Below are 17,636 nucleotides of genomic sequence, written 5' to 3'. Positions count from 1 at the left end.
AGAAAGTTAGGTGTTAAAATGAAATTTCCTAAGGAGTTTTTATGGGGAGGCGCTACGGCAGCCAATCAATGTGAGGGTGCATGGAATGAAGATGGCAAAGGTGCTAGTATTCAAGATTATATGCCACATGGAATCATGCAAGGACCTAGTGAAGTTATTGATAAACACAATTTAAAATTAGAAGGAATCGATTTATATCATCATTATAAAGAGGACATTGCTTTATTTGCTGAAATGGGTTTTAAGGTGTATCGAATGAGCATAGCATGGTCTAGAATTTTCCCAAATGGCGATGATGAAAAACCTAACGAAAAAGGACTAGAATTTTACGACAATGTATTTGATGAATGCAAAAAGTACGGAATTGAGCCATTGGTTACTTTGTCTCATTATGAAACGCCTTATCATTTGGCAAAAAAGTATGATGGATGGAGAAGTAGAGATTTAATAGGATTTTATGAAAAGTACGTTCGTACAGTATTTACTCGTTATAAAGGAAAAGTTCACTATTGGATAACATTTAATGAAATTAATAGTATTTGGCATTTTCCTTTGATGGGTGCGGGTATTTTAACACAAAAAAACCTATTGAAAGCACAGGACTTATATCAAGCAGCACATCATGAATTAGTTGCAAGTGCGTTGGCAACTAAAATTGGGCACGAAATTGATTCTGAGAATAAAATTGGATGTATGGTTTTAGGTCTTACAAGTTATCCAAGAACATGTAATCCAGATGATGTAATTGCAACTATGGAAGAGAGTAAACGTGGATATTTCTTTACAGACATTCATATGCGTGGATATTATCCTTCTTATGCATTAAAAATGATGGAAAAAGAAGGCGTGGTACTTGATGCTACTGATGAAGATTTAGAAATGTTAAAAAATACATGTGACTTTTTATCATTTAGTTACTATATGTCGAAATGTATTGCTTCAAATCCTGAACAGTATGAAAAAGGTAAAGGAAATTTAACTACAGGAGTAAAAAATCCTTACTTACAGGAAAGTCAATGGGGATGGCAAATTGATCCAAAAGGGTTAAGATATTTGTTGAATACATATTATGATCGTTACCAAAAACCATTGTTTATTGTAGAAAATGGCTTGGGTGCAAAAGATACATTGCTTTCAGAAGAAAAAGATGGTTATTGGGTAGAGGACGATTATAGAATTCAGTATATGAATGATCATTTAGCACAAGTTTCAAAGGCAATCGAAGATGATGGTGTAGAAGTTATGGGATATACATCATGGGGATGTATTGATTTAATAAGTGCATCAACTGCTGAAATGAAAAAAAGATATGGCTTTATTTATGTAGACCGAAATAATGATGGTACAGGCACATTTAAACGATATAAAAAGAAAAGTTTTTATTGGTATAAAAATGTTATAGAAACAAATGGAAAAATTATTAGCTAAGTGAATGAATTTTCATTTAGCTTTTTTTATGAAGAAATTGAAAATAATATGATGTACGATAATTGACTACACAAATAATGTGGATATAATTAGACTGATTAGGGAGGGATATGCATGACGTTAAAAGAGTTAAAAATAGGACAGAGTGCATTGATTAAGGCTGTTGGAGGAACGGGTGCATTAAGACAACACTTTCTAGATATGGGAGTTATACCTGGAGCCGAGGTTACAGTTGTAAAGTTTGCGCCTATGGGCGATCCAATGGAACTACAGATTCATGGTTATGAATTATCGCTTCGTTTAGATGAAGCTGAAAAAATATTGGTTGAATTAATTGATGAGAGAACACGAAAGCATGAGAGTGCAGAAAATATAAATAACACCGTTCACCCTGGTTTAGGTGAAGATGGTAAATATCATGTAAAGGCAGATGAACATCCTTTGCCGGAAGGGACTTGTTTAACATATGCCTTGGTAGGAAATCAAAACTGTGGAAAAACCACTTTGTTTAATCAATTAACAGGATCGAATCAACATGTTGGAAATTTTCCGGGTGTAACCGTCGATCGAAAGGATGGTCCAATCAAAGGGTATCCAAATACAATGGTGACAGATTTACCGGGTATTTATTCGATGTCACCTTATACGAGCGAAGAAATTGTATCGCGTAATTTTGTGTTAAATGATAAGCCTAAGGCTATCATTAATATTGTAGATGCCACAAATATTGAGCGAAATCTATATTTGACTATGCAACTTTTAGAAATGAATATTCCGATGGTTATTGCACTTAATATGATGGATGAAGTTGCCAACAATCAAGGTTCGATTGATATCAATGGTATGGAGACTATGCTTGGTGTACCAGTTATACCTATTTCTGCAGCCAAAAACCAAGGTGTAGATGAATTGATTGAACATGCGATTCATATCGCAAAATATCAAGAAAGACCAGGCCGTTTAGATTTTTGTGGAGAAGATGATTTTGGTGGAGCTGTTCACCGTTGTATTCACTCCATCTGTCATTTGATTGAAGATCATGCCAAAAAGGTAGATATTCCTTTGCGGTTTGCGGCCAGTAAGATTATTGAAGGCGATAATTTGATTCTTGATCGTTTGGATTTAGATGATAACGAAAAAGAAATGATTGAGCACATTGTGCTTCAAATGGAAAAAGAGCGTGGACTCGATCATAGTGCGGCCATTGCGGATATGCGTTTTTCCTTTATTGAAAAGGTTTGTGAACAAACCGTTGTTAAGCCTAAAGAAAGTAAAGAGCGTGTTCGAAGTGAAAAAATTGACCGTATTTTAACGGGTAAATATACCGCAATTCCTATGTTTATTGGAATAATGCTGCTTGTATTCTATCTAACATTTAATGTGGTTGGTGCATGGCTTCAAGGCTTATTAGAACTAGGTATTGATTGGATCACACAAGTAGTGGATGCATGGATGACAAGTGCTCACGTAAGCTATGCTGTACATAGTTTGGTGATTGATGGTATCTTTGCAGGTGTTGGTTCTGTCTTATCTTTCTTACCAATCATTGTGACACTATTCTTCTTTTTATCTATGATGGAAGATAGTGGATATATTGCGCGTGTAGCCTTCTTTATGGATAAACTATTAAGAAAGATTGGGCTGTCAGGAAGAAGTATCGTTCCTTTATTGATTGGATTTGGTTGTACGGTACCAGCCGTTATGTCGACACGTACTTTACCAAGTGAAAGAGATCGTAAGATGACGATTTTATTGACGCCATTTATGTCTTGTACCGCAAAATTACCTATTTATGCCTTCTTTGTGAATGCATTCTTTCCAAAACAAGGCGGCCTAGTTATGACAGGACTTTATGTTTTGGGCATTGTCGTAGGTATTTTAATCGCATACTTATTTAAAAATACTTTATTTAAAGGTGAAGCTGTTCCATTTGTGATGGAACTTCCAAACTATCGGTTGCCTGGATTAAAGAATGTGAGTCAATTGCTGTGGGAAAAGGCGAAGGATTTCTTACAAAAAGCCTTTACAGTTATTTTTGTGGCAACTGTACTTGTGTGGTTCCTACAAAGCTTTAATCTACAATTCGATATGGTCAAAGATTCAAGCCAAAGTATTTTGGCAATGGTAGCCGGATGGATTGCTCCTATATTTGCACCATTAGGACTTCAAGATTGGCGTATTGTGACATCTTTAATTAGTGGATTTATGGCTAAGGAAAGTGTTGTTTCTACACTACAAGTATTATTTGTAGGTGGTTTACATAGTGCATTAACTACACTATCAGCTGCTTCTTTACTTGTATTCTGCTTGATTTATTCACCATGTGTGGCGGCTATCGCATCTATTAAACGAGAACTAGGCGCAAGATGGGCAATCGGTGTAGTTGCATGGCAATGTGTACTTGCATGGATTTTAGCTTTTGTAGTTCATGTGATTGGCTCTGTATTATAAGTAGCTTTAATGCTACTTTTTTTTTGAAAACATATGGTTTATAATTTTTCCATATCTAAGGGAGGGTGTTTACTTATGTATAAGTTAATTGCGTGTGATTTAGATGAAACTTTGATCAAACCCGATCGAACAATTGATTCTAGAGATATTGAGGCCATTAAGAAATTGAAAGATTTAGGTGTTAAATTTGTGTTGGCTACAGGAAGAGGCTATAACACAGTTCAGGGTACATTAAAGGAATTGGATCTTTTTGATGAAGCCAATCAATATGTGATTTCATATAATGGTGGGGCTATTACGGAAAATAAAGACAATCGACTTTTGCATTTTGAAGGTATTTCTTTTGAGAAAGCTGAAGAATTATATAAGCGCGGATTAAAGTATGATGTAGTCATTCATGTATATACGCCTGATGCAGTATATGCATATAATTTAACGGAAGATGAAAAAAGATATGTGCAGAATCGTCAGGAAATGATTGAGGTATTTGATCAAAATTTGGATTTTTTAAAGGGGCAGGAAATTGTAAAAGTATTATATACAAATACGGATTTTGACTATCTTCAAAATATTGATCGTGATCTAAAGGATATTACATTTGATATGGATGTTTCATATTCAAGTAATCGTTACATTGAATTTAACCATAAGGGTGTAAATAAGGGGGCTGGACTAAAAAAACTAGCCGATCTGTTACATATTGACATTCAGGATACGATTGCGATTGGGGATAACTATAACGATTTATCTATGATCAAGGATGCTGGTTTAGGTGTGGGAGTACAAAATGCTGCACCTGGTATCAAGCCGGATTGCGACTATATCACAACGGCTACTTGTGAAGAAGGAGCTGTTTGTGAAGTCATTGAAAAATTTGTATTAAAAGGAGAGTAAAATGAAGAAACTCATTCAATTATATGTTTCTTGGTTTAAGATGGGTCTATTTACTTTTGGTGGTGGATATGCCATGTTGCCAATGATTCAAAAGGAAGTGATTGAAAAATATCATTGGGCTACAGAAGATGAAGTCATGGACTATTATGCGATTGGTCAATGTACACCCGGTGTTATTGCGGTCAATACATCCACTTTTATTGGATACTATCAAGCCGGAGTTCCAGGAGCTATCGCCGCTACTCTAGGTGTAGTTACTCCATCCATCATCATTATTAGTATAATTGCAGGTTTGATCACAAACTTTTCAAGTTTAGCCATTGTTCAACATGCCCTAAATGGAATTCGTGTAGCTGTATGTATGTTGATGATCAATGCCGTATTAAAATTAGGGAAGGGCAATATTAAAAATAAGATTGGTTTCTTGATTTTTGCGGTAGCTCTTATTTTTGCGATGTTTACTAAAGTATCTACGGTGTTACTTGTGATTGGTGCTGGTATTGCGGGTGTTGTCTTTTCTAGAATAGGGTGGTTAAAGAAAAATGCCTAAATTGTTGTTGATGTTTTTAGAATTTTTTAAAACAGGCCTATTTGCGGTAGGAGGAGGTCTAGCGACCATTCCTTTTTTAAGAGAGATTGGGGTTCGTTATGGCTGGTATACTATGAGTGATCTATCCACAATGATTGCGGTTAGTGAATCTACACCAGGTCCAATGGGTGTCAATATGGCTAGTTATGTAGGTTTTAGTCAATATGGTGTATTAGGTTCGATTGTGGTAACACTCGGTTTGGTTTTACCAAGTCTGATTATTATTTGTATCATTGCCAATTTCTTAGAGAAATTTAAAGAGGCGAAGCTTGTTCAACAAATCTTTGCCGGATTAAAACCTGCCGTAGTTGCTTTTATTGCCGTGGCTACCATTGATATTTTGGTGACAACTTTATTTGGTGATTATACTTTCTCAACATTTCATTGGAAGCAATTTATTTGTCTATTCGTATTGTTGGCATTGAGTAAGTATAAACCTAAATTACATCCAATCTGGTTTATTGTAGCTAGTGCGGTTGTAGGAATTGTATTCGCATTTTAAGTCATAGGGAAACTTATGGCTTTTTTCTTTTAGGTAAAATAAAAAGCAATGTCCGGGCTTGACATTGCTTTAGGGAGAGGAAAATTATTAAGATAAAAATGTATCTTGAGTTTATAGGGTTGAATAATTTTCCAAAGGGTTAATCATAAGATAAGGCATTTCTTATGACACTTAAAATATATAGTTTTTTTGAATGTCACGCAATGAACACATATTTTGATTTGTACATTATTATGTGTGTAATCTTTTTGTGGTTTGTGTTAAGCTATTAAGTAGAAGGAGATGATTTTAATGTGTACCGCATTAAGCTTTAATCAGTTTTTTGGAAGGAATTTAGATTATGAATTTTCATATGGAGAACGAGTAGCTGTTACGCCACGCAATTATGATTTTCATTTTAGACATTTAGATAAACATGAAAGTCATTATGCTCTGATTGGAATGGCCCATGTATTTGAAGAGTATCCATTATATTATGATGCCATGAATGAGAAAGGCTTGGGAATGGCTGGATTAAACTTTGTTGGGAATGCAAAGTTTTATGAAGCAAAAGAAGGTAAAAACAATGTGGCTGCCTTTGAATTTATTTCTTGGATCTTATCGCAATGTGCAAGTGTCAAAGAGGCAAGAGTCGTATTAGAAAATACAAATGTTTGTGCCACACCATTTAATGAACACTTCCCAGTAGCTGAATTACACTATATGATCAGTGATGAAAATGAAAGCATTGTCGTGGAGTGTATGGAAGATGGTATGCATGTATATGATAATCCTACGCATGTTTTGACAAACAATCCGCCATTACCTATGCAGTTGTTCCGTTTGAATGACTATATGTATTTATCAAACAAACAGCCTGAAAATAACTTTGGATTGGATTTAACTGCTTATTCACGTGGTTTTGGAGCTATGGGACTTCCGGGTGATTTATCGAGTGGATCAAGATTTGTGCGTGTTGCCTATACAAGAGCCAATGCGACGAGTGATAAGAATGATTTAAGCCAATATTTCCACATTATTGGTAGTGTGGAACAACAAAAAGGTCTTTGTGAAGTGGAACCAGGAAAGTATGAATATACAATTTATACGTCTTGTTGCGACTTAAGAAATGGAATTTACTATTATACGACATACAATAATCGTCAGATCAGTGGTGTGAATATGTTTAATGAGGATTTAGATGGTGAAACACTTATTTCTTATCCAACGATTGAAGAAGAAATGGTTCACATGCAAAATTAGTTTAAAAGGAGAAAATAATGGGATTTTTAGGTGAAACAAAACCAGTTAAAAAAACCAATTTTAGGAGTTTCTTTATATTCGGAACAAGAAACCATGAAGGAAATTGAAGGCTATCTAACAATGGCAAGCCATTATGGCTTCACAAAAATCTTTACAAGTATGTTTAGTGTTCCGGGCACAAAAGAAGAAGTGTTTGATTATTTTAAAAACTTTTGTGATTTAGCACATAAACATGGAGTGAAGGTATCTGGTGACTGTAACACCGCATTCTTTAAGAAAATGGGTGCTAGCGAAAGTGATATCTCCATCTTTAAAGAAATGGAAATAAATATCATTCGTATGGACCTACCATATTTTGATCAAAGAGATGTGACTTTAATCAACAACCCTTATAACATTACAATCGAATTATCAAGTTGTATGATTCAAGCTATTCGTATGGCTTTAGAAAATGGGGCAAATCCAAAGAATTTCTCAACTTGCCACAATTTCTATCCAGAACGCTATACGGCATCCGACTTAGAAAGTATTCGCTCCATCAATAAAGAATTGGCAACTTTGGGTATTCCTAGTGCTGTCTTTATTTCTAGTAATGAAGACAATACACATGGATCATGGCCAGTACATGATGGACTTCCAACTGTTGAAGATCACCATTGGATTCCAGAAGACGATCATATTTTATTGAATGGAGTAAAAGCTGGCAGAAGTTTTGTTTCATGAATTAGTAAATAGAGCCTACTGGAAATATTCTGCGTAGACTTTTATGATAATTCATAAGTTGTTTTTACGTTTTTATCATTGGAATTACGGGGATGGTGGCAATGATTTATAGATCTTGTCGATGTTTGAATATTCGTATGCGCCATGCACAGCTTTGGAAGAGGTCCTTATTATGAGTACAGTGTGGCTCGAAATATGTTGGAGGCTTTGGCAAAACAAAAATAATTTGTTTCATTTCATTTAAAACGTGTTAAGATAATGGAGGATGCTTGTTGAAAGTATCTAAATCCATTATTCTTAGCAGAAAGGGAGGTTTTTAGCGATGCCTCCTTTTTTGCGTTTCATAATAAAAAGCCTACTGGAAATGGTTCCATGTAGGCTTTTCTAATAGTTCATAAGCTGTTTTTGCGTTTCTAACGTTTGTGTTAGAGAATTTATCGAATAATTTATAATTGTTGAGTCTGACCATTAATTTTTTATCGGTTCTAGGAAAATGAAGCGGGAATAATTTATCAAATCTTTCGCTTTCACTGATTAGAATGGATGTTACTTCATTGTTGATAGATAAATAACTTAGAAGATCTTGAATGGCTTGTGAGTCAAAGTAAACTAAAACTTCTACATGAGCCTGATTGTCTTTTGTGGAATATATCGCAAATCCTTTCGGTTGTTTATCTTCATTAACCATTGTGACAATGGATTTTTTTAAGCTTTTATGAAATTGAATAAGGTTGTTGAATTCATCTTCACTTAATAGAATACTGCCATCAAAATACTGCATGAATTGGAAATATAATGTGTATAAGTTCTCTGCTTTTTGTTTTACATGATAAGGATTACCACTTCTGCATAATGGAGCTCCAATCCAATATTCTTTTGTGTTTGAAATGTGTTGAAAGCTTTTTGCCTCAAATAATTTAGGCATGTTTGTATATGTTATGGTTAATAAATCGTTATAGGTAGCTTGCGAAATGGCAGCATCTAATAAGTTAGAAAATTGTTTTCTTTGTCTATAATCTGGTAAAGTTGCAGCCATACCAATTACAGATACGCGCATTTGTCGATCTAAAAACATCATAGTTCTTTTTGTGACTTGAAGACAAGAAGTAATCTTATCGTCTTGCCAGAAACAGAACATGTGTTGTGGATCATATTGATATTTTATCCAGGCATCGATTTCTTTTTTATCCATATTAAATGCGGATTTAATCAACAAGTCTTTGATTTGTGCATCATATCCAACACTATTGTGACAAATCATTGGTTATCTCCATCTTCTTCGTGTTCCGTATATTCAACATCAATAGCTCCATGTTTTGGAGTTGATTTTGGTTGTTCATTTTGGCTTTGTGTACTGCGATAAGTGTGAACGTGTACATGCCTTCTTCCTGTAAATAGGGAAATAATCCAGAAGAAAATGATGATTGGTAAAATAAATGGAAGTAGCCAGCTTGCTAGGGTTCCAAATATAAAGATAATCACAAAAAAGGCAATAAGAGTAAGAATACTATCCATAAAGGCACCTCGCTTTTCTAAAGTATATCATATTCATAGTATGCGGATTAAATAACGCATTCGGTTTCAATGTCTTGTATGTATTGAATTTTTATTTTTCCATTTGTGAGTTCCATTAAATCTTTAGAAATATCTTCTAGAACAAGGAAATGATAGACAACATCTTCTTCATATTGTTGTTCAATAACTTCAATGTTTTGTGTTCTAAAGTAATGGTCAATTTTTCCGATGAGATCATAAGAAAAATGAATTTGAAATTCTTTAAGTGTAGTTACAGTTGTCAGTGTTGCCACTTGTAAAGCTTGGGAAATACTCGAACTATAGGCTCTTACAAGTCCTCCAGTTCCAAGCTTGATTCCTCCAAAATAGCGTACTACAATGGCTAGAATATCTTGCATATCATTATGCATCAACACATCTAACATAGGGTGACCTGCTGTCTGACTTGGTTCTCCATCGTCGTTAGATCGCATAATGTTTCCTATTATCATAGCTGTACAATGATGATTGGCATTGGGATGTTCTTTTTTTATAGCTTTTAAAAAGTCTTTTGCCTCTTGTTCATCCTGTGTTCTATGAAGGTAGGTAATAAATTTACTTTTCTTAATTTCTATTGTATTTATACAATCATTTTGAATTCTTGGCATAGTTGTATTGTAGCAAAGAATAGCTATATTCTACAAGTTTAGTAGAAAAGAAACCATTCTAGTGTTGGCGCCTAGAATGGTTTCTTTTGTTTATTATTATTTTTGGGAGAGAGATATGAATATTGGTTTATTTTCTATATTCATTGCCTTATCTTTAAGGCACTTATAGAATAACATTCCATGTTGTCATAATTTTAGTATAACTTTGGTAAATCTTGTGAAATCAAAATGAATTATGTGAAATTATCAAAATGTGCGTCTTTTTTGGAAAAGCCTCAATGTATTTCGTATATAAGATAGGGGTGATGAAATCACAAGAATAAATCAAAAGACAAAATTATGGAGGAGTTTTTAGAAAACAATGCCTATTTTGTCGACTTCTTTAATGCGTACTTCTTTGATGGAGAAAGAGTTCTTAAACCTGAAAACTGTATGGAACTCGATTCAAAGATGAATGATTCGAATATGGATCTAGAAAAGCATGTGGATGTGATTCGTAAGTACAATGATGGAAATCTTTATAGTGCATTCATTATTGAGAATCAAAGTTATGTGGATATGTCCATGGTTGTAAGAGCGGCCGTATATGAATATGTAGCGTATGAGCGAATGTTAAAGAAGTCAAAGAAGAATAAGTCGAAAGAAAAACTACCAATGGTGCACATTCTAGTATTCTATACAGGCGAAAGGCCTTGGAATGCAGCAAGACAGCTTTCTGAGCTAGTCGAGGTGGATGAAAGATTTGAATCCTATTTCCATGACTACAAAATGAATCTGATTGAAATCACAGGAAATACTTCATATAATTTTAATGAAGAAGACGTGTATAATCTATTCTACATATGTTGAAGTATTTATGATCAGTCTATTTATGAAGGAACGAGTAATCATTTTGGACTTGTGAAAAGCAGTGTGTTAAAAGTCGTCAAGACATTAACGGATGTAGAATGGTTGGATTTAGAAGAATTAGAGGAAAAGGAGGAAATTGAAATGTGTGAAGCTGAAAAGAGATGGCTGGAAGTAAAGTCAAAGGAATGGGAAGCTGAAGGAATAAAAAAAGGCATTGAACAGGGTATCGAACAAGGCAGCGAGAATAATCGTAAAGAAATGTATAGAACAATGGTAGACAAAGGATTCAGTATTTCAAGTATCGCATCGATCTTCTCAGTAAGTGAAGAATCAATCCGAAAGCTATTGATGAAAGCATAAAGGTATGGACATGAACGTGTCCATATTTTTTGTAGTTGATAAAGTTAACTAAACGGAGGTGCTTTATGAATACATTCAAGAAAATATATTGTCGAATTTTTCAGAATTGTTTTAAACTAGTGATTCCTATTTTACTTTATCGAACTCCTGAAACATTAAAGAGTACATCTTTAATTTCTCATATTTGCATGGATAATCATATATCTAAAGTGATGGTGATTACTGATTTTACTGTGCATCAATTAGCAATATTAAATCGTATGTGTGAACACTTGGATCATCATTCTATTTCATATGTAATTTATGATAAGACAGTCGTAACTCCTACAAGTGATAATGTAGAAGAAGCAAAAAACTAATATTTATCTTCTAATTGTCAGACTTTAATTGGTTTTGGGGGAGAATCTAGCATGGATTGTGCTAAGGCCATTGGTGCTAGACTTGCTCGTCCTAAGAAACCACTATCAAAGATGGAGGAATTTTAAAGATATGGAAGAAACTACCATTGTTGATTTGTGTACCTACCACAGTTGGAACAGGAAGTGAAACAACTCTTGCGGCTGTCATTGTAGATTCAAAAACACGTCATAAATATACGATCAATGATTTTAATTTGATTCCTGATTATGCCGTTTTAGATCCAAAACCCACTTTATCCTTGCCTCCATTTATTACGGCATGTACTGGTATGGATGCTTTAAGCCATGCGATTGAGGCTTATATTGGTAATTCGACCACAAAGAAGACGCGTGCATATGCATTAAAGGTTACAAAACTAATTTTTGAGAATATATATAAGGTGTATGAAGACGGAAATGATTTAGAAGCTAGAAGTAATATGTTTGATGCTGCCTTCTATGCTGGACATGCCTTTACAGTATCCTATGTAGATATGTGCAGGCGATTGCTCATTCATTGGGTGAAAAATATAATATTGCGCATGGACTAACTAACGCAACATTACTTGATGTTGTATTGAAACAATATGGAGAAAGTGTGTATAAGAAACTCTATGAAATGGCCTGTATTGTGGCATCTGTAATGCGAATGATTCCTATAAGGTTGGATCTGAGCGTTTTATTGAACAAATCACTTTAATGAAAAAGTATTTTGGCATCTCATCTACATTTAGTGAATTAAAGAAATCGGATATACACGAATTGGCTATTTACGCAGATCATGAAGTCAATCCATTATATCCAGTTCCAGTTTTGTGGGGTGTAAAAGAGTTAGAAAAAGTGTATGATTTTGTAGTGGAGGATTAAGTATGGATCCAATCGTTTTAAAACAAAGAGAATTTTATAAGCAACATAAAACTTTAGATATTAATTTTAGAATAAATGCCTTAAAAACTTTAAAAAAGTCGATTTTAGCTTACGAAGACAGAATTAATGAAGCTATTAAAATGGATGTCGGAAAATCAAATTTTGAAACTTATATGTGCGAAGTTGGGTTAGCTTTAAATGAATTGACTTATATGGAAAAACACATTCGTAAGTTCGCTAAAGAAAGGAATGTATATACACCATTGTCTCAATTTTTGTCGCGTAGTTTTGAAAAACCGAGTCCTTATGGCCAGGTGTTAGTTATTAGTCCTTGGAATTATCCATTTTTACTTTCTATTGACCCCTTGATTGATGCACTTGCAGCTGGAAATACGGTGGTATTAAAACCTAGTGAATTTAGTCCATACACATCACAAGTAATCAAAGATATGATTGAAGAATCTTTCGATCCAGAATATGTGGCTTGTGTACTTGGAGATAGTGAAGTGAGTTCTAAATTGTTGGATTCAAAATTTGACTATATTTTCTATACAGGATCAAGACGTGTAGGAAAAATTGTGATGAATAAGGCGAGTCAATATTTAACGCCAGTCACTCTAGAATTGGGAGGAAAAAGTCCTTGTATCGTAGATAAAGATGCAGATATTAAATTGGCTGCACGAAGAATTGTGTTTGGAAAATATTTGAATTGTGGACAAACCTGTGTAGCTCCAGATTATATGTTGGTACATGAATCTATAAAAGACCAATTTATCGAATTCGTGATATCCGAAATTGAGCGTCAATATGCGAACTTAGATGATTATGGTCATATTATTAATGAAAAGCACTATAAGAGGATTTTAGGGTTGATTGATATGGATAAGGTTGTCTATGGTGGAAAACATCATAATCTACAAATTGAACCAACGGTAATGGATCGTGTGGATTTTTCAGATCCTATTATGCAGGAAGAGATATTTGGTCCGGTTATGCCAATATTGACATATTCAAATTTAGATGTTGTTATAAATAAAATCAATTCGATGCCTAGTCCACTAGCTTTATATATTTTCACAAATAATAAAGAGGTATCGAAGAAAGTAACGAGTGAAGTATCCTTTGGTGGTGGCTGCATCAATGATGTTGTGATTCATTTAGCTACTAGTCATATGGGTTTTGGTGGTGTTGGCGAAAGTGGTATGGGTTCTTACCATGGAAAGCGTGGTTTTGATACGTTTAGTCATACAAAGAGTATTGTGGATAAAAAAAGAATCATTGATTTACCTATGCGTTATCAGCCTTATACAAAATTGAATGAGAAATTGATTCGCTTTTTTTTAAGATAATCTTTATAATGAATGTATGAATAAAAAAGAAAAATTTGCGTATGACATCGATTTTGGTGCCATTATGGACTATGTAGAAAACCGTTTTATGTTAGTAATAAAAGATGAGGATTGGACACAGGAGGAAATTGATATGTTGAATAGTGGTATCGATCTTCATTTTTGTTACACAAACGATATTGCCGTATTTGTGCTTGAAGGTGGCGATATTGATTCCAGTGATTTTTATTTCAATGTTCAAGAGTGTGATTGGAAAGAGCATTTGTTTAAAAGTGATTGTCTAGATGTAGAAATTGTATTGGTTGATAAGGCAAATGACATTTGTTTCAAGAAGTCACATACTTTAACAAAAGAACAAAGCCAAAGTATTAAGGATTGTCTAAATCAACAAAATGAGGTATCCTTTATGCCAAGTGAATATGATGTGAATGTGCAAGGAATCCAGAGTGCATATGAACCATATGAGCTTATACGCTTTGAAAAATGCGAAATCAAATTTTAAGGAGAAAGATGATGAAGGCTGTTATTAGTGTAATTGGAAAAGACAAAGTAGGAATCTTGGCTATGATTGCCAATGAATGCGCAAACTACAATCTAAATGTATTGGATGTAACTCAAACAATCGTAGATTCTATGTTTACTATGACTATGATGGTTGCGATTGATGAAATGAGTATTCCATTAAATGAATTTGCGGAAAAAATGGAAAACTTAGGAAAAGAAAAGAATCTAGTCATTCGTTGTATGCATCAGGATATTTTCAATTCTATGCACAAAATTTAATGAGGTATTCCTATGCAGACAAATGAAATTTTAGAAACAATAAAGATGATTGACGAAGAATATTTGGATATTCGTACGATTACAATGGGTATTAGTTTATTGGATTGTATGGATCCAGACATTCAAGTGTCATGTCAAAAAGTAGAAGAAAAGATTTGCCGCTTAGCCAAAGACTTAGTAAAAGTTGGAAACGATTTTAGTAAGATTTATGGTATTCCCGTTGTAAATAAACGAATTAGTGTAACTCCAATTGCGATGTTAGTGGCTTGTTCAGGGGGAAATCCAGTAGAATACGCATTAACTTTAGAGCGTTGTGCTCAAAAATTAGGGGTTGATTTTATTGGTGGATATTCTGCACTAGTACAAAAAGGATATGCAGCAGGGGATAATGAATTGATTGAATCCATTCCTGAAGCCTTGGCAAAGACGCAGCATGTGTGTGCTAGTGTCAATGTAGGTAGTACAAAAGCAGGTATCAATATGGATGCCGTTGCGCAGATGGGGCGTATTGTGAAGCGTTGTGCTGAATATACAAAGGATGACAATTGTTTAGGAGCTGCTAAACTTGTTGTATTCTGTAATGCGCCTGAAGACAATCCATTTATGGCTGGTGCCTTCCATGGTGTAGGTGAAGCCGATTGTGTAATTAATGTGGGTGTATCTGGACCAGGTGTTGTGCGTGCTGTATTAAGTAAAGCCGATAAATCATTGCGTATGGATCAGATTGCAGATCTAATTAAGCGCACAGCCTTCAAGATTACGCGTATGGGACAATTGGTTGGAACGGTAGCGAGTGAAAAATTGGGCGTTCCATTTGGGATTGTGGACTTGTCTTTAGCTCCAACTCCAGCTATTGGTGATAGTGTTGCCTATATTCTAGAGGAAATGGGATTGGAAACTTGTGGTGCTTATGGAACAACGGCTTGTTTAGCCATGTTGAATGATGCTGTTAAAAAAGGTGGCGTTATGGCAACAAGTAATGTTGGTGGATTATCCGGTGCTTTTATTCCTGTAAGTGAAGATGCAGGTATGATTCATGCGGCAAGAACAGGTGCATTAAAATTAGAAAAATTAGAAGCAATGACTGCAGTATGTAGTGTTGGATTGGACATGATCGTAATTCCAGGAGAAACAAGTGCAAGTGTTATTTCAGGAATTATTGCGGATGAAGCTGCAATCGGTATGGTTAATACAAAGACGACAGCCGTACGTGTGATTCCTGCGATTGGAAAAGATGTTGGTGATGAACTAGACTTTGGTGGTTTATTAGGAGCAGGTCCTGTCATGCCAATTTCTCAGATTTCAAATGATGTCATGATCAATCGTGGAGGAAGAATTCCTGCACCATTACAAGCATTAAAGAACTAATCATTTAGAGAGCTTCCTTTTTATATTGCATTTTATTTGGTTAGATTATAAAATATATATAATTTAAAAAAGCTTTAATTAAAATATTAATTTAATATTCAGTTATATTTTAAAGAGGGAAAATGGAATGACAATCGAAGAATGTTATGTAAAAATGGGAGCAAACTATCAAGATGTTATTAAGCGTTTGCCAAGTGCTAAAATGATTGAAAAGTTCGCTTTGAAATTTAAAGATGATACTAGTTTTCAAGAATTAGAAACGGCTTTGAATGAAAAGCAAGTGGAATTGGCTTTTAGAGCCGCTCATACTTTAAAAGGAGTATGCATGAACTTAGGTTTTGATCATTTGTATAAGCCTAGTTTTGAAATTACAGAGAGTTTGCGTGCAGGAAACTTGGAATTAGGTTTACAACAGTTTGGTGCAGTCAAAGAGCAATATACTAAAACGATTGATGCTTTAAATGAATTTGCTTTAGAAAATGAATAGAATCTCTTAAGGGATTCTATTTTTTTGTAAGCAAATGTAAAATAATTTCATTTTTAACTTGCAAGTTTTCAGAAAATGGATATAATAGTTTACATAAACGAAGAAGAGAAGAGTACAAAAGTAATTTTTCTTAAGAGAGATAACGGTAGGTGTAAGTTATTGTGAAAACTTTTGGAACGTGTCTTGGAGTTATTTAGTCGAAGATTTGAGGCTAAATCGTGAATTCGCGTTAAGAATGAGGTGTCATCTGTATAGGCAGATGGAATTTTGGTGGTACCGCGTATATAACGTCCAATATATATTTGGGCGTTTTTTTTATTAGAAAGGGTGTGTGTGAATGGAAAGTGATCGACGATATAGAATAATTTTTGATTTACACATGAAGAAAGGTAGGAATATAAAATGAAAAAAATTATTAAATTAGGTATGGTAGCTTTAACCGCATTAACAATGGCAGGATGTTCAAGCGAATCAAAGGATGTAAAAACAATTACTGTGGGGATTTCTCCAGATTATGCTCCTTATGAATCGGAAAATAAAAAGGGAGATATCGTCGGATTTGATCCAGATATGATGAAGTGTTTTGAAGAATATTTAAGTGATGAAGAAGGTGTTACTTACAAGTTAGAAATGAAGAAGATGGATTTTGATAATATCATTACACAGCTTCAAGGTGATCAAATTGATGTGGGAATTTCAGGGTTTACGTATGATTCAAAACGTAAAGTAGAATGGTCAGATCCATATTTAGGATCAAGCCAGGTTGCAGTGATCCCAAAAGATTCTGATATCGCATCGACTGCTGATTTAGAAGGTAAATCTCTAGTTGCTCAAACAGGAGCTACTGGTGAGGCTGCCGCAAAAGAAGTTAAGGATGCCAAAGTAACTGGATTAAAGAATGTGCAAGACATTATGAATGCATTGAGTGCAAATCAATATGATGCGGCTATCGTTGACTTGGGCGTAGCGAAAAACTATGTGAAGAGTGACGAGTTTAAAATGTTAGATGAATCTTTAATGGATGAACAAAACTACATCATTGCGAAAAAAGGCAACACAGATATGATTGAGAAGATGAATATATGTATTAAAAAATTCTTGGCGAGTGATGATTATGCTAAGTTATGCAAAAAATACGATTTGTCTCCATTAGAAACAAAGTAAAGGAAAAGTGAGGAAAGTGT

General features: G+C 34.4%; 22 protein-coding genes and 1 other annotated feature. Of the genes, 19 read left to right on the top strand and 3 right to left on the bottom strand.

The annotated features are described in order from the left end of the window. The first annotated feature begins 18 nt into the window (after positions 1-18). From FYJ55_RS03065 to FYJ55_RS03035, 7 genes are all read left to right on the top strand, one after another. The gene (locus FYJ55_RS03065; protein ID WP_154555589.1) at positions 19-1,428 is read left to right on the top strand and encodes a glycoside hydrolase family 1 protein; all 1,410 of its coding nucleotides are present in this window, start codon (positions 19-21) and stop codon (positions 1,426-1,428) included. 114 nt (positions 1,429-1,542) lie between these two features. Beyond that, complete coding sequence (gene feoB, locus FYJ55_RS03060) at positions 1,543-3,879, top strand: ferrous iron transport protein B (protein ID WP_154555588.1); 2,337 nt, start codon at positions 1,543-1,545, stop codon at positions 3,877-3,879. A gap of 75 nt (positions 3,880-3,954) precedes the next feature. Further along, positions 3,955-4,773, top strand: coding sequence for a Cof-type HAD-IIB family hydrolase (locus FYJ55_RS03055; RefSeq protein ID WP_154555587.1), 819 nt, complete (start codon positions 3,955-3,957; stop codon positions 4,771-4,773). Position 4,774: 1 nt separating this feature from the next. Beyond that, positions 4,775-5,323 carry a chromate transporter gene (locus FYJ55_RS03050; RefSeq protein WP_154555586.1) on the top strand — a complete coding sequence of 183 codons (549 nt, stop codon included), beginning with the start codon at positions 4,775-4,777 and terminating at the stop codon, positions 5,321-5,323. Further along, a complete protein-coding gene (locus tag FYJ55_RS03045; protein ID WP_154555585.1) occupies positions 5,316-5,864 on the top strand; it encodes a chromate transporter in 549 nt (182 codons plus the stop codon). The genes FYJ55_RS03050 and FYJ55_RS03045 overlap by 8 nt, the downstream gene beginning before the upstream one ends. Positions 5,865-6,155: 291 nt before the next feature. Further along, the gene (gene bsh / locus FYJ55_RS03040; protein ID WP_154555584.1) at positions 6,156-7,106 is read left to right on the top strand and encodes a choloylglycine hydrolase; all 951 of its coding nucleotides are present in this window, start codon (positions 6,156-6,158) and stop codon (positions 7,104-7,106) included. A 30-nt stretch (positions 7,107-7,136) separates the two neighbouring features. After that, positions 7,137-7,829 (top strand): MupG family TIM beta-alpha barrel fold protein, encoded by a 693-nt coding sequence (locus FYJ55_RS03035; RefSeq protein WP_154555583.1) that lies wholly within the window; start codon positions 7,137-7,139, stop codon positions 7,827-7,829. 355 nt (positions 7,830-8,184) lie between these two features. On the opposite strand, the gene FYJ55_RS03030 is transcribed toward FYJ55_RS03035, so the two are convergent. From FYJ55_RS03030 to FYJ55_RS03020, 3 genes are read right to left on the bottom strand one after another with little or no spacing between them, the layout of a single operon-like run. Beyond that, positions 8,185-9,090: a GNAT family N-acetyltransferase gene (locus FYJ55_RS03030; RefSeq protein ID WP_154555582.1), complete on the bottom strand. Its 906-nt coding sequence runs from the start codon at positions 9,088-9,090 to the stop codon at positions 8,185-8,187. Next, on the bottom strand, positions 9,087-9,344 hold the full coding sequence (locus FYJ55_RS03025) for a hypothetical protein (RefSeq protein ID WP_154555581.1): 258 nt from the start codon (positions 9,342-9,344) through the stop codon (positions 9,087-9,089). The genes FYJ55_RS03030 and FYJ55_RS03025 overlap by 4 nt, the downstream gene beginning before the upstream one ends. 47 nt (positions 9,345-9,391) lie before the next feature. Further along, positions 9,392-9,991, bottom strand: a complete 600-nt coding sequence (locus FYJ55_RS03020; protein WP_154555580.1) for a YigZ family protein — start codon at positions 9,989-9,991, stop codon at positions 9,392-9,394. 339 nt (positions 9,992-10,330) lie between these two features. Between FYJ55_RS03020 and FYJ55_RS03015 the strand changes: the two genes are divergently transcribed. The 12 genes from FYJ55_RS03015 (at position 10,331) to FYJ55_RS02975 (ending at position 17,616) form a co-directional block, all read left to right on the top strand. Continuing rightward, positions 10,331-10,840: an Rpn family recombination-promoting nuclease/putative transposase gene (locus FYJ55_RS03015; protein WP_154555579.1), complete on the top strand. Its 510-nt coding sequence runs from the start codon at positions 10,331-10,333 to the stop codon at positions 10,838-10,840. Between the two features lie 63 nt (positions 10,841-10,903). Next, a complete protein-coding gene (locus FYJ55_RS03010; RefSeq protein ID WP_154555578.1) occupies positions 10,904-11,200 on the top strand; it encodes a hypothetical protein in 297 nt (98 codons plus the stop codon). A 65-nt stretch (positions 11,201-11,265) separates the two neighbouring features. Continuing rightward, complete coding sequence (locus FYJ55_RS10990; RefSeq protein ID WP_229771057.1) at positions 11,266-11,559, top strand: hypothetical protein; 294 nt, start codon at positions 11,266-11,268, stop codon at positions 11,557-11,559. A 146-nt stretch (positions 11,560-11,705) separates the two neighbouring features. Further along, positions 11,706-12,149 carry an iron-containing alcohol dehydrogenase gene (locus FYJ55_RS10985; protein WP_229771056.1) on the top strand — a complete coding sequence of 148 codons (444 nt, stop codon included), beginning with the start codon at positions 11,706-11,708 and terminating at the stop codon, positions 12,147-12,149. After that, positions 12,095-12,298 (top strand): hypothetical protein, encoded by a 204-nt coding sequence (locus tag FYJ55_RS11540; RefSeq protein ID WP_456152215.1) that lies wholly within the window; start codon positions 12,095-12,097, stop codon positions 12,296-12,298. Before FYJ55_RS10985 ends, FYJ55_RS11540 begins: the two co-directional genes overlap by 55 nt. Continuing rightward, a complete protein-coding gene (locus tag FYJ55_RS10980; RefSeq protein WP_229771055.1) occupies positions 12,298-12,465 on the top strand; it encodes a hypothetical protein in 168 nt (55 codons plus the stop codon). Before FYJ55_RS11540 ends, FYJ55_RS10980 begins: the two co-directional genes overlap by 1 nt. Before the next feature lie 2 nt (positions 12,466-12,467). Next, a complete protein-coding gene (locus FYJ55_RS03000; RefSeq protein ID WP_154555577.1) occupies positions 12,468-13,814 on the top strand; it encodes an aldehyde dehydrogenase in 1,347 nt (448 codons plus the stop codon). A 16-nt stretch (positions 13,815-13,830) separates the two neighbouring features. Further along, entirely contained in the window at positions 13,831-14,316 is a 486-nt protein-coding gene (locus tag FYJ55_RS02995; protein ID WP_117925530.1) for a hypothetical protein, read from the top strand. Between the two features lie 11 nt (positions 14,317-14,327). Then, entirely contained in the window at positions 14,328-14,597 is a 270-nt protein-coding gene (locus tag FYJ55_RS02990) for an ACT domain-containing protein (protein ID WP_117925531.1), read from the top strand. Positions 14,598-14,609: 12 nt separating this feature from the next. Then, positions 14,610-15,965, top strand: coding sequence for a PFL family protein (locus FYJ55_RS02985; protein WP_154555576.1), 1,356 nt, complete (start codon positions 14,610-14,612; stop codon positions 15,963-15,965). Positions 15,966-16,092: 127 nt separating this feature from the next. After that, the gene (locus tag FYJ55_RS02980; protein WP_154555575.1) at positions 16,093-16,452 is read left to right on the top strand and encodes an Hpt domain-containing protein; all 360 of its coding nucleotides are present in this window, start codon (positions 16,093-16,095) and stop codon (positions 16,450-16,452) included. A 91-nt stretch (positions 16,453-16,543) separates the two neighbouring features. Next, positions 16,544-16,750: a binding site (T-box leader), on the top strand. A 104-nt stretch (positions 16,751-16,854) separates the two neighbouring features. Further along, on the top strand, positions 16,855-17,616 hold the full coding sequence (locus FYJ55_RS02975) for a transporter substrate-binding domain-containing protein (protein WP_154555574.1): 762 nt from the start codon (positions 16,855-16,857) through the stop codon (positions 17,614-17,616). Positions 17,617-17,636 lie beyond the last annotated feature (20 nt).

The sequence above is a fragment of the Holdemanella porci genome (assembly GCF_009696075.1).
Taxonomy (GTDB): Bacteria; Bacillota_I; Bacilli_A; order Erysipelotrichales; family Erysipelotrichaceae; genus Holdemanella; species Holdemanella porci.
Note: the sequence above shows the minus strand (reverse complement) of the source record. Positions and strands in the feature narration are given on the sequence as shown.

Coding starts and splice junctions, on each gene's coding strand:
- FYJ55_RS02975 (WP_154555574.1), top strand. CDS start 16,855: ATGAAAAAAATTATTAAATTAGGTATGGTAGCTTTAACCGCATTAACA.
- FYJ55_RS03055 (WP_154555587.1), top strand. CDS start 3,955: ATGTATAAGTTAATTGCGTGTGATTTAGATGAAACTTTGATCAAACCC.
- FYJ55_RS02995 (WP_117925530.1), top strand. CDS start 13,831: ATGAATAAAAAAGAAAAATTTGCGTATGACATCGATTTTGGTGCCATT.
- FYJ55_RS03045 (WP_154555585.1), top strand. CDS start 5,316: ATGCCTAAATTGTTGTTGATGTTTTTAGAATTTTTTAAAACAGGCCTA.
- feoB (WP_154555588.1), top strand. CDS start 1,543: ATGACGTTAAAAGAGTTAAAAATAGGACAGAGTGCATTGATTAAGGCT.
- FYJ55_RS03050 (WP_154555586.1), top strand. CDS start 4,775: ATGAAGAAACTCATTCAATTATATGTTTCTTGGTTTAAGATGGGTCTA.
- bsh (WP_154555584.1), top strand. CDS start 6,156: ATGTGTACCGCATTAAGCTTTAATCAGTTTTTTGGAAGGAATTTAGAT.
- FYJ55_RS02990 (WP_117925531.1), top strand. CDS start 14,328: ATGAAGGCTGTTATTAGTGTAATTGGAAAAGACAAAGTAGGAATCTTG.
- FYJ55_RS03025 (WP_154555581.1), bottom strand. CDS start 9,344: ATGGATAGTATTCTTACTCTTATTGCCTTTTTTGTGATTATCTTTATA.
- FYJ55_RS02985 (WP_154555576.1), top strand. CDS start 14,610: ATGCAGACAAATGAAATTTTAGAAACAATAAAGATGATTGACGAAGAA.
- FYJ55_RS02980 (WP_154555575.1), top strand. CDS start 16,093: ATGACAATCGAAGAATGTTATGTAAAAATGGGAGCAAACTATCAAGAT.
- FYJ55_RS03030 (WP_154555582.1), bottom strand. CDS start 9,090: ATGATTTGTCACAATAGTGTTGGATATGATGCACAAATCAAAGACTTG.
- FYJ55_RS10990 (WP_229771057.1), top strand. CDS start 11,266: ATGAATACATTCAAGAAAATATATTGTCGAATTTTTCAGAATTGTTTT.
- FYJ55_RS03000 (WP_154555577.1), top strand. CDS start 12,468: ATGGATCCAATCGTTTTAAAACAAAGAGAATTTTATAAGCAACATAAA.
- FYJ55_RS10980 (WP_229771055.1), top strand. CDS start 12,298: ATGAAAAAGTATTTTGGCATCTCATCTACATTTAGTGAATTAAAGAAA.
- FYJ55_RS03065 (WP_154555589.1), top strand. CDS start 19: ATGAAATTTCCTAAGGAGTTTTTATGGGGAGGCGCTACGGCAGCCAAT.
- FYJ55_RS03020 (WP_154555580.1), bottom strand. CDS start 9,991: ATGCCAAGAATTCAAAATGATTGTATAAATACAATAGAAATTAAGAAA.
- FYJ55_RS03015 (WP_154555579.1), top strand. CDS start 10,331: ATGGAGGAGTTTTTAGAAAACAATGCCTATTTTGTCGACTTCTTTAAT.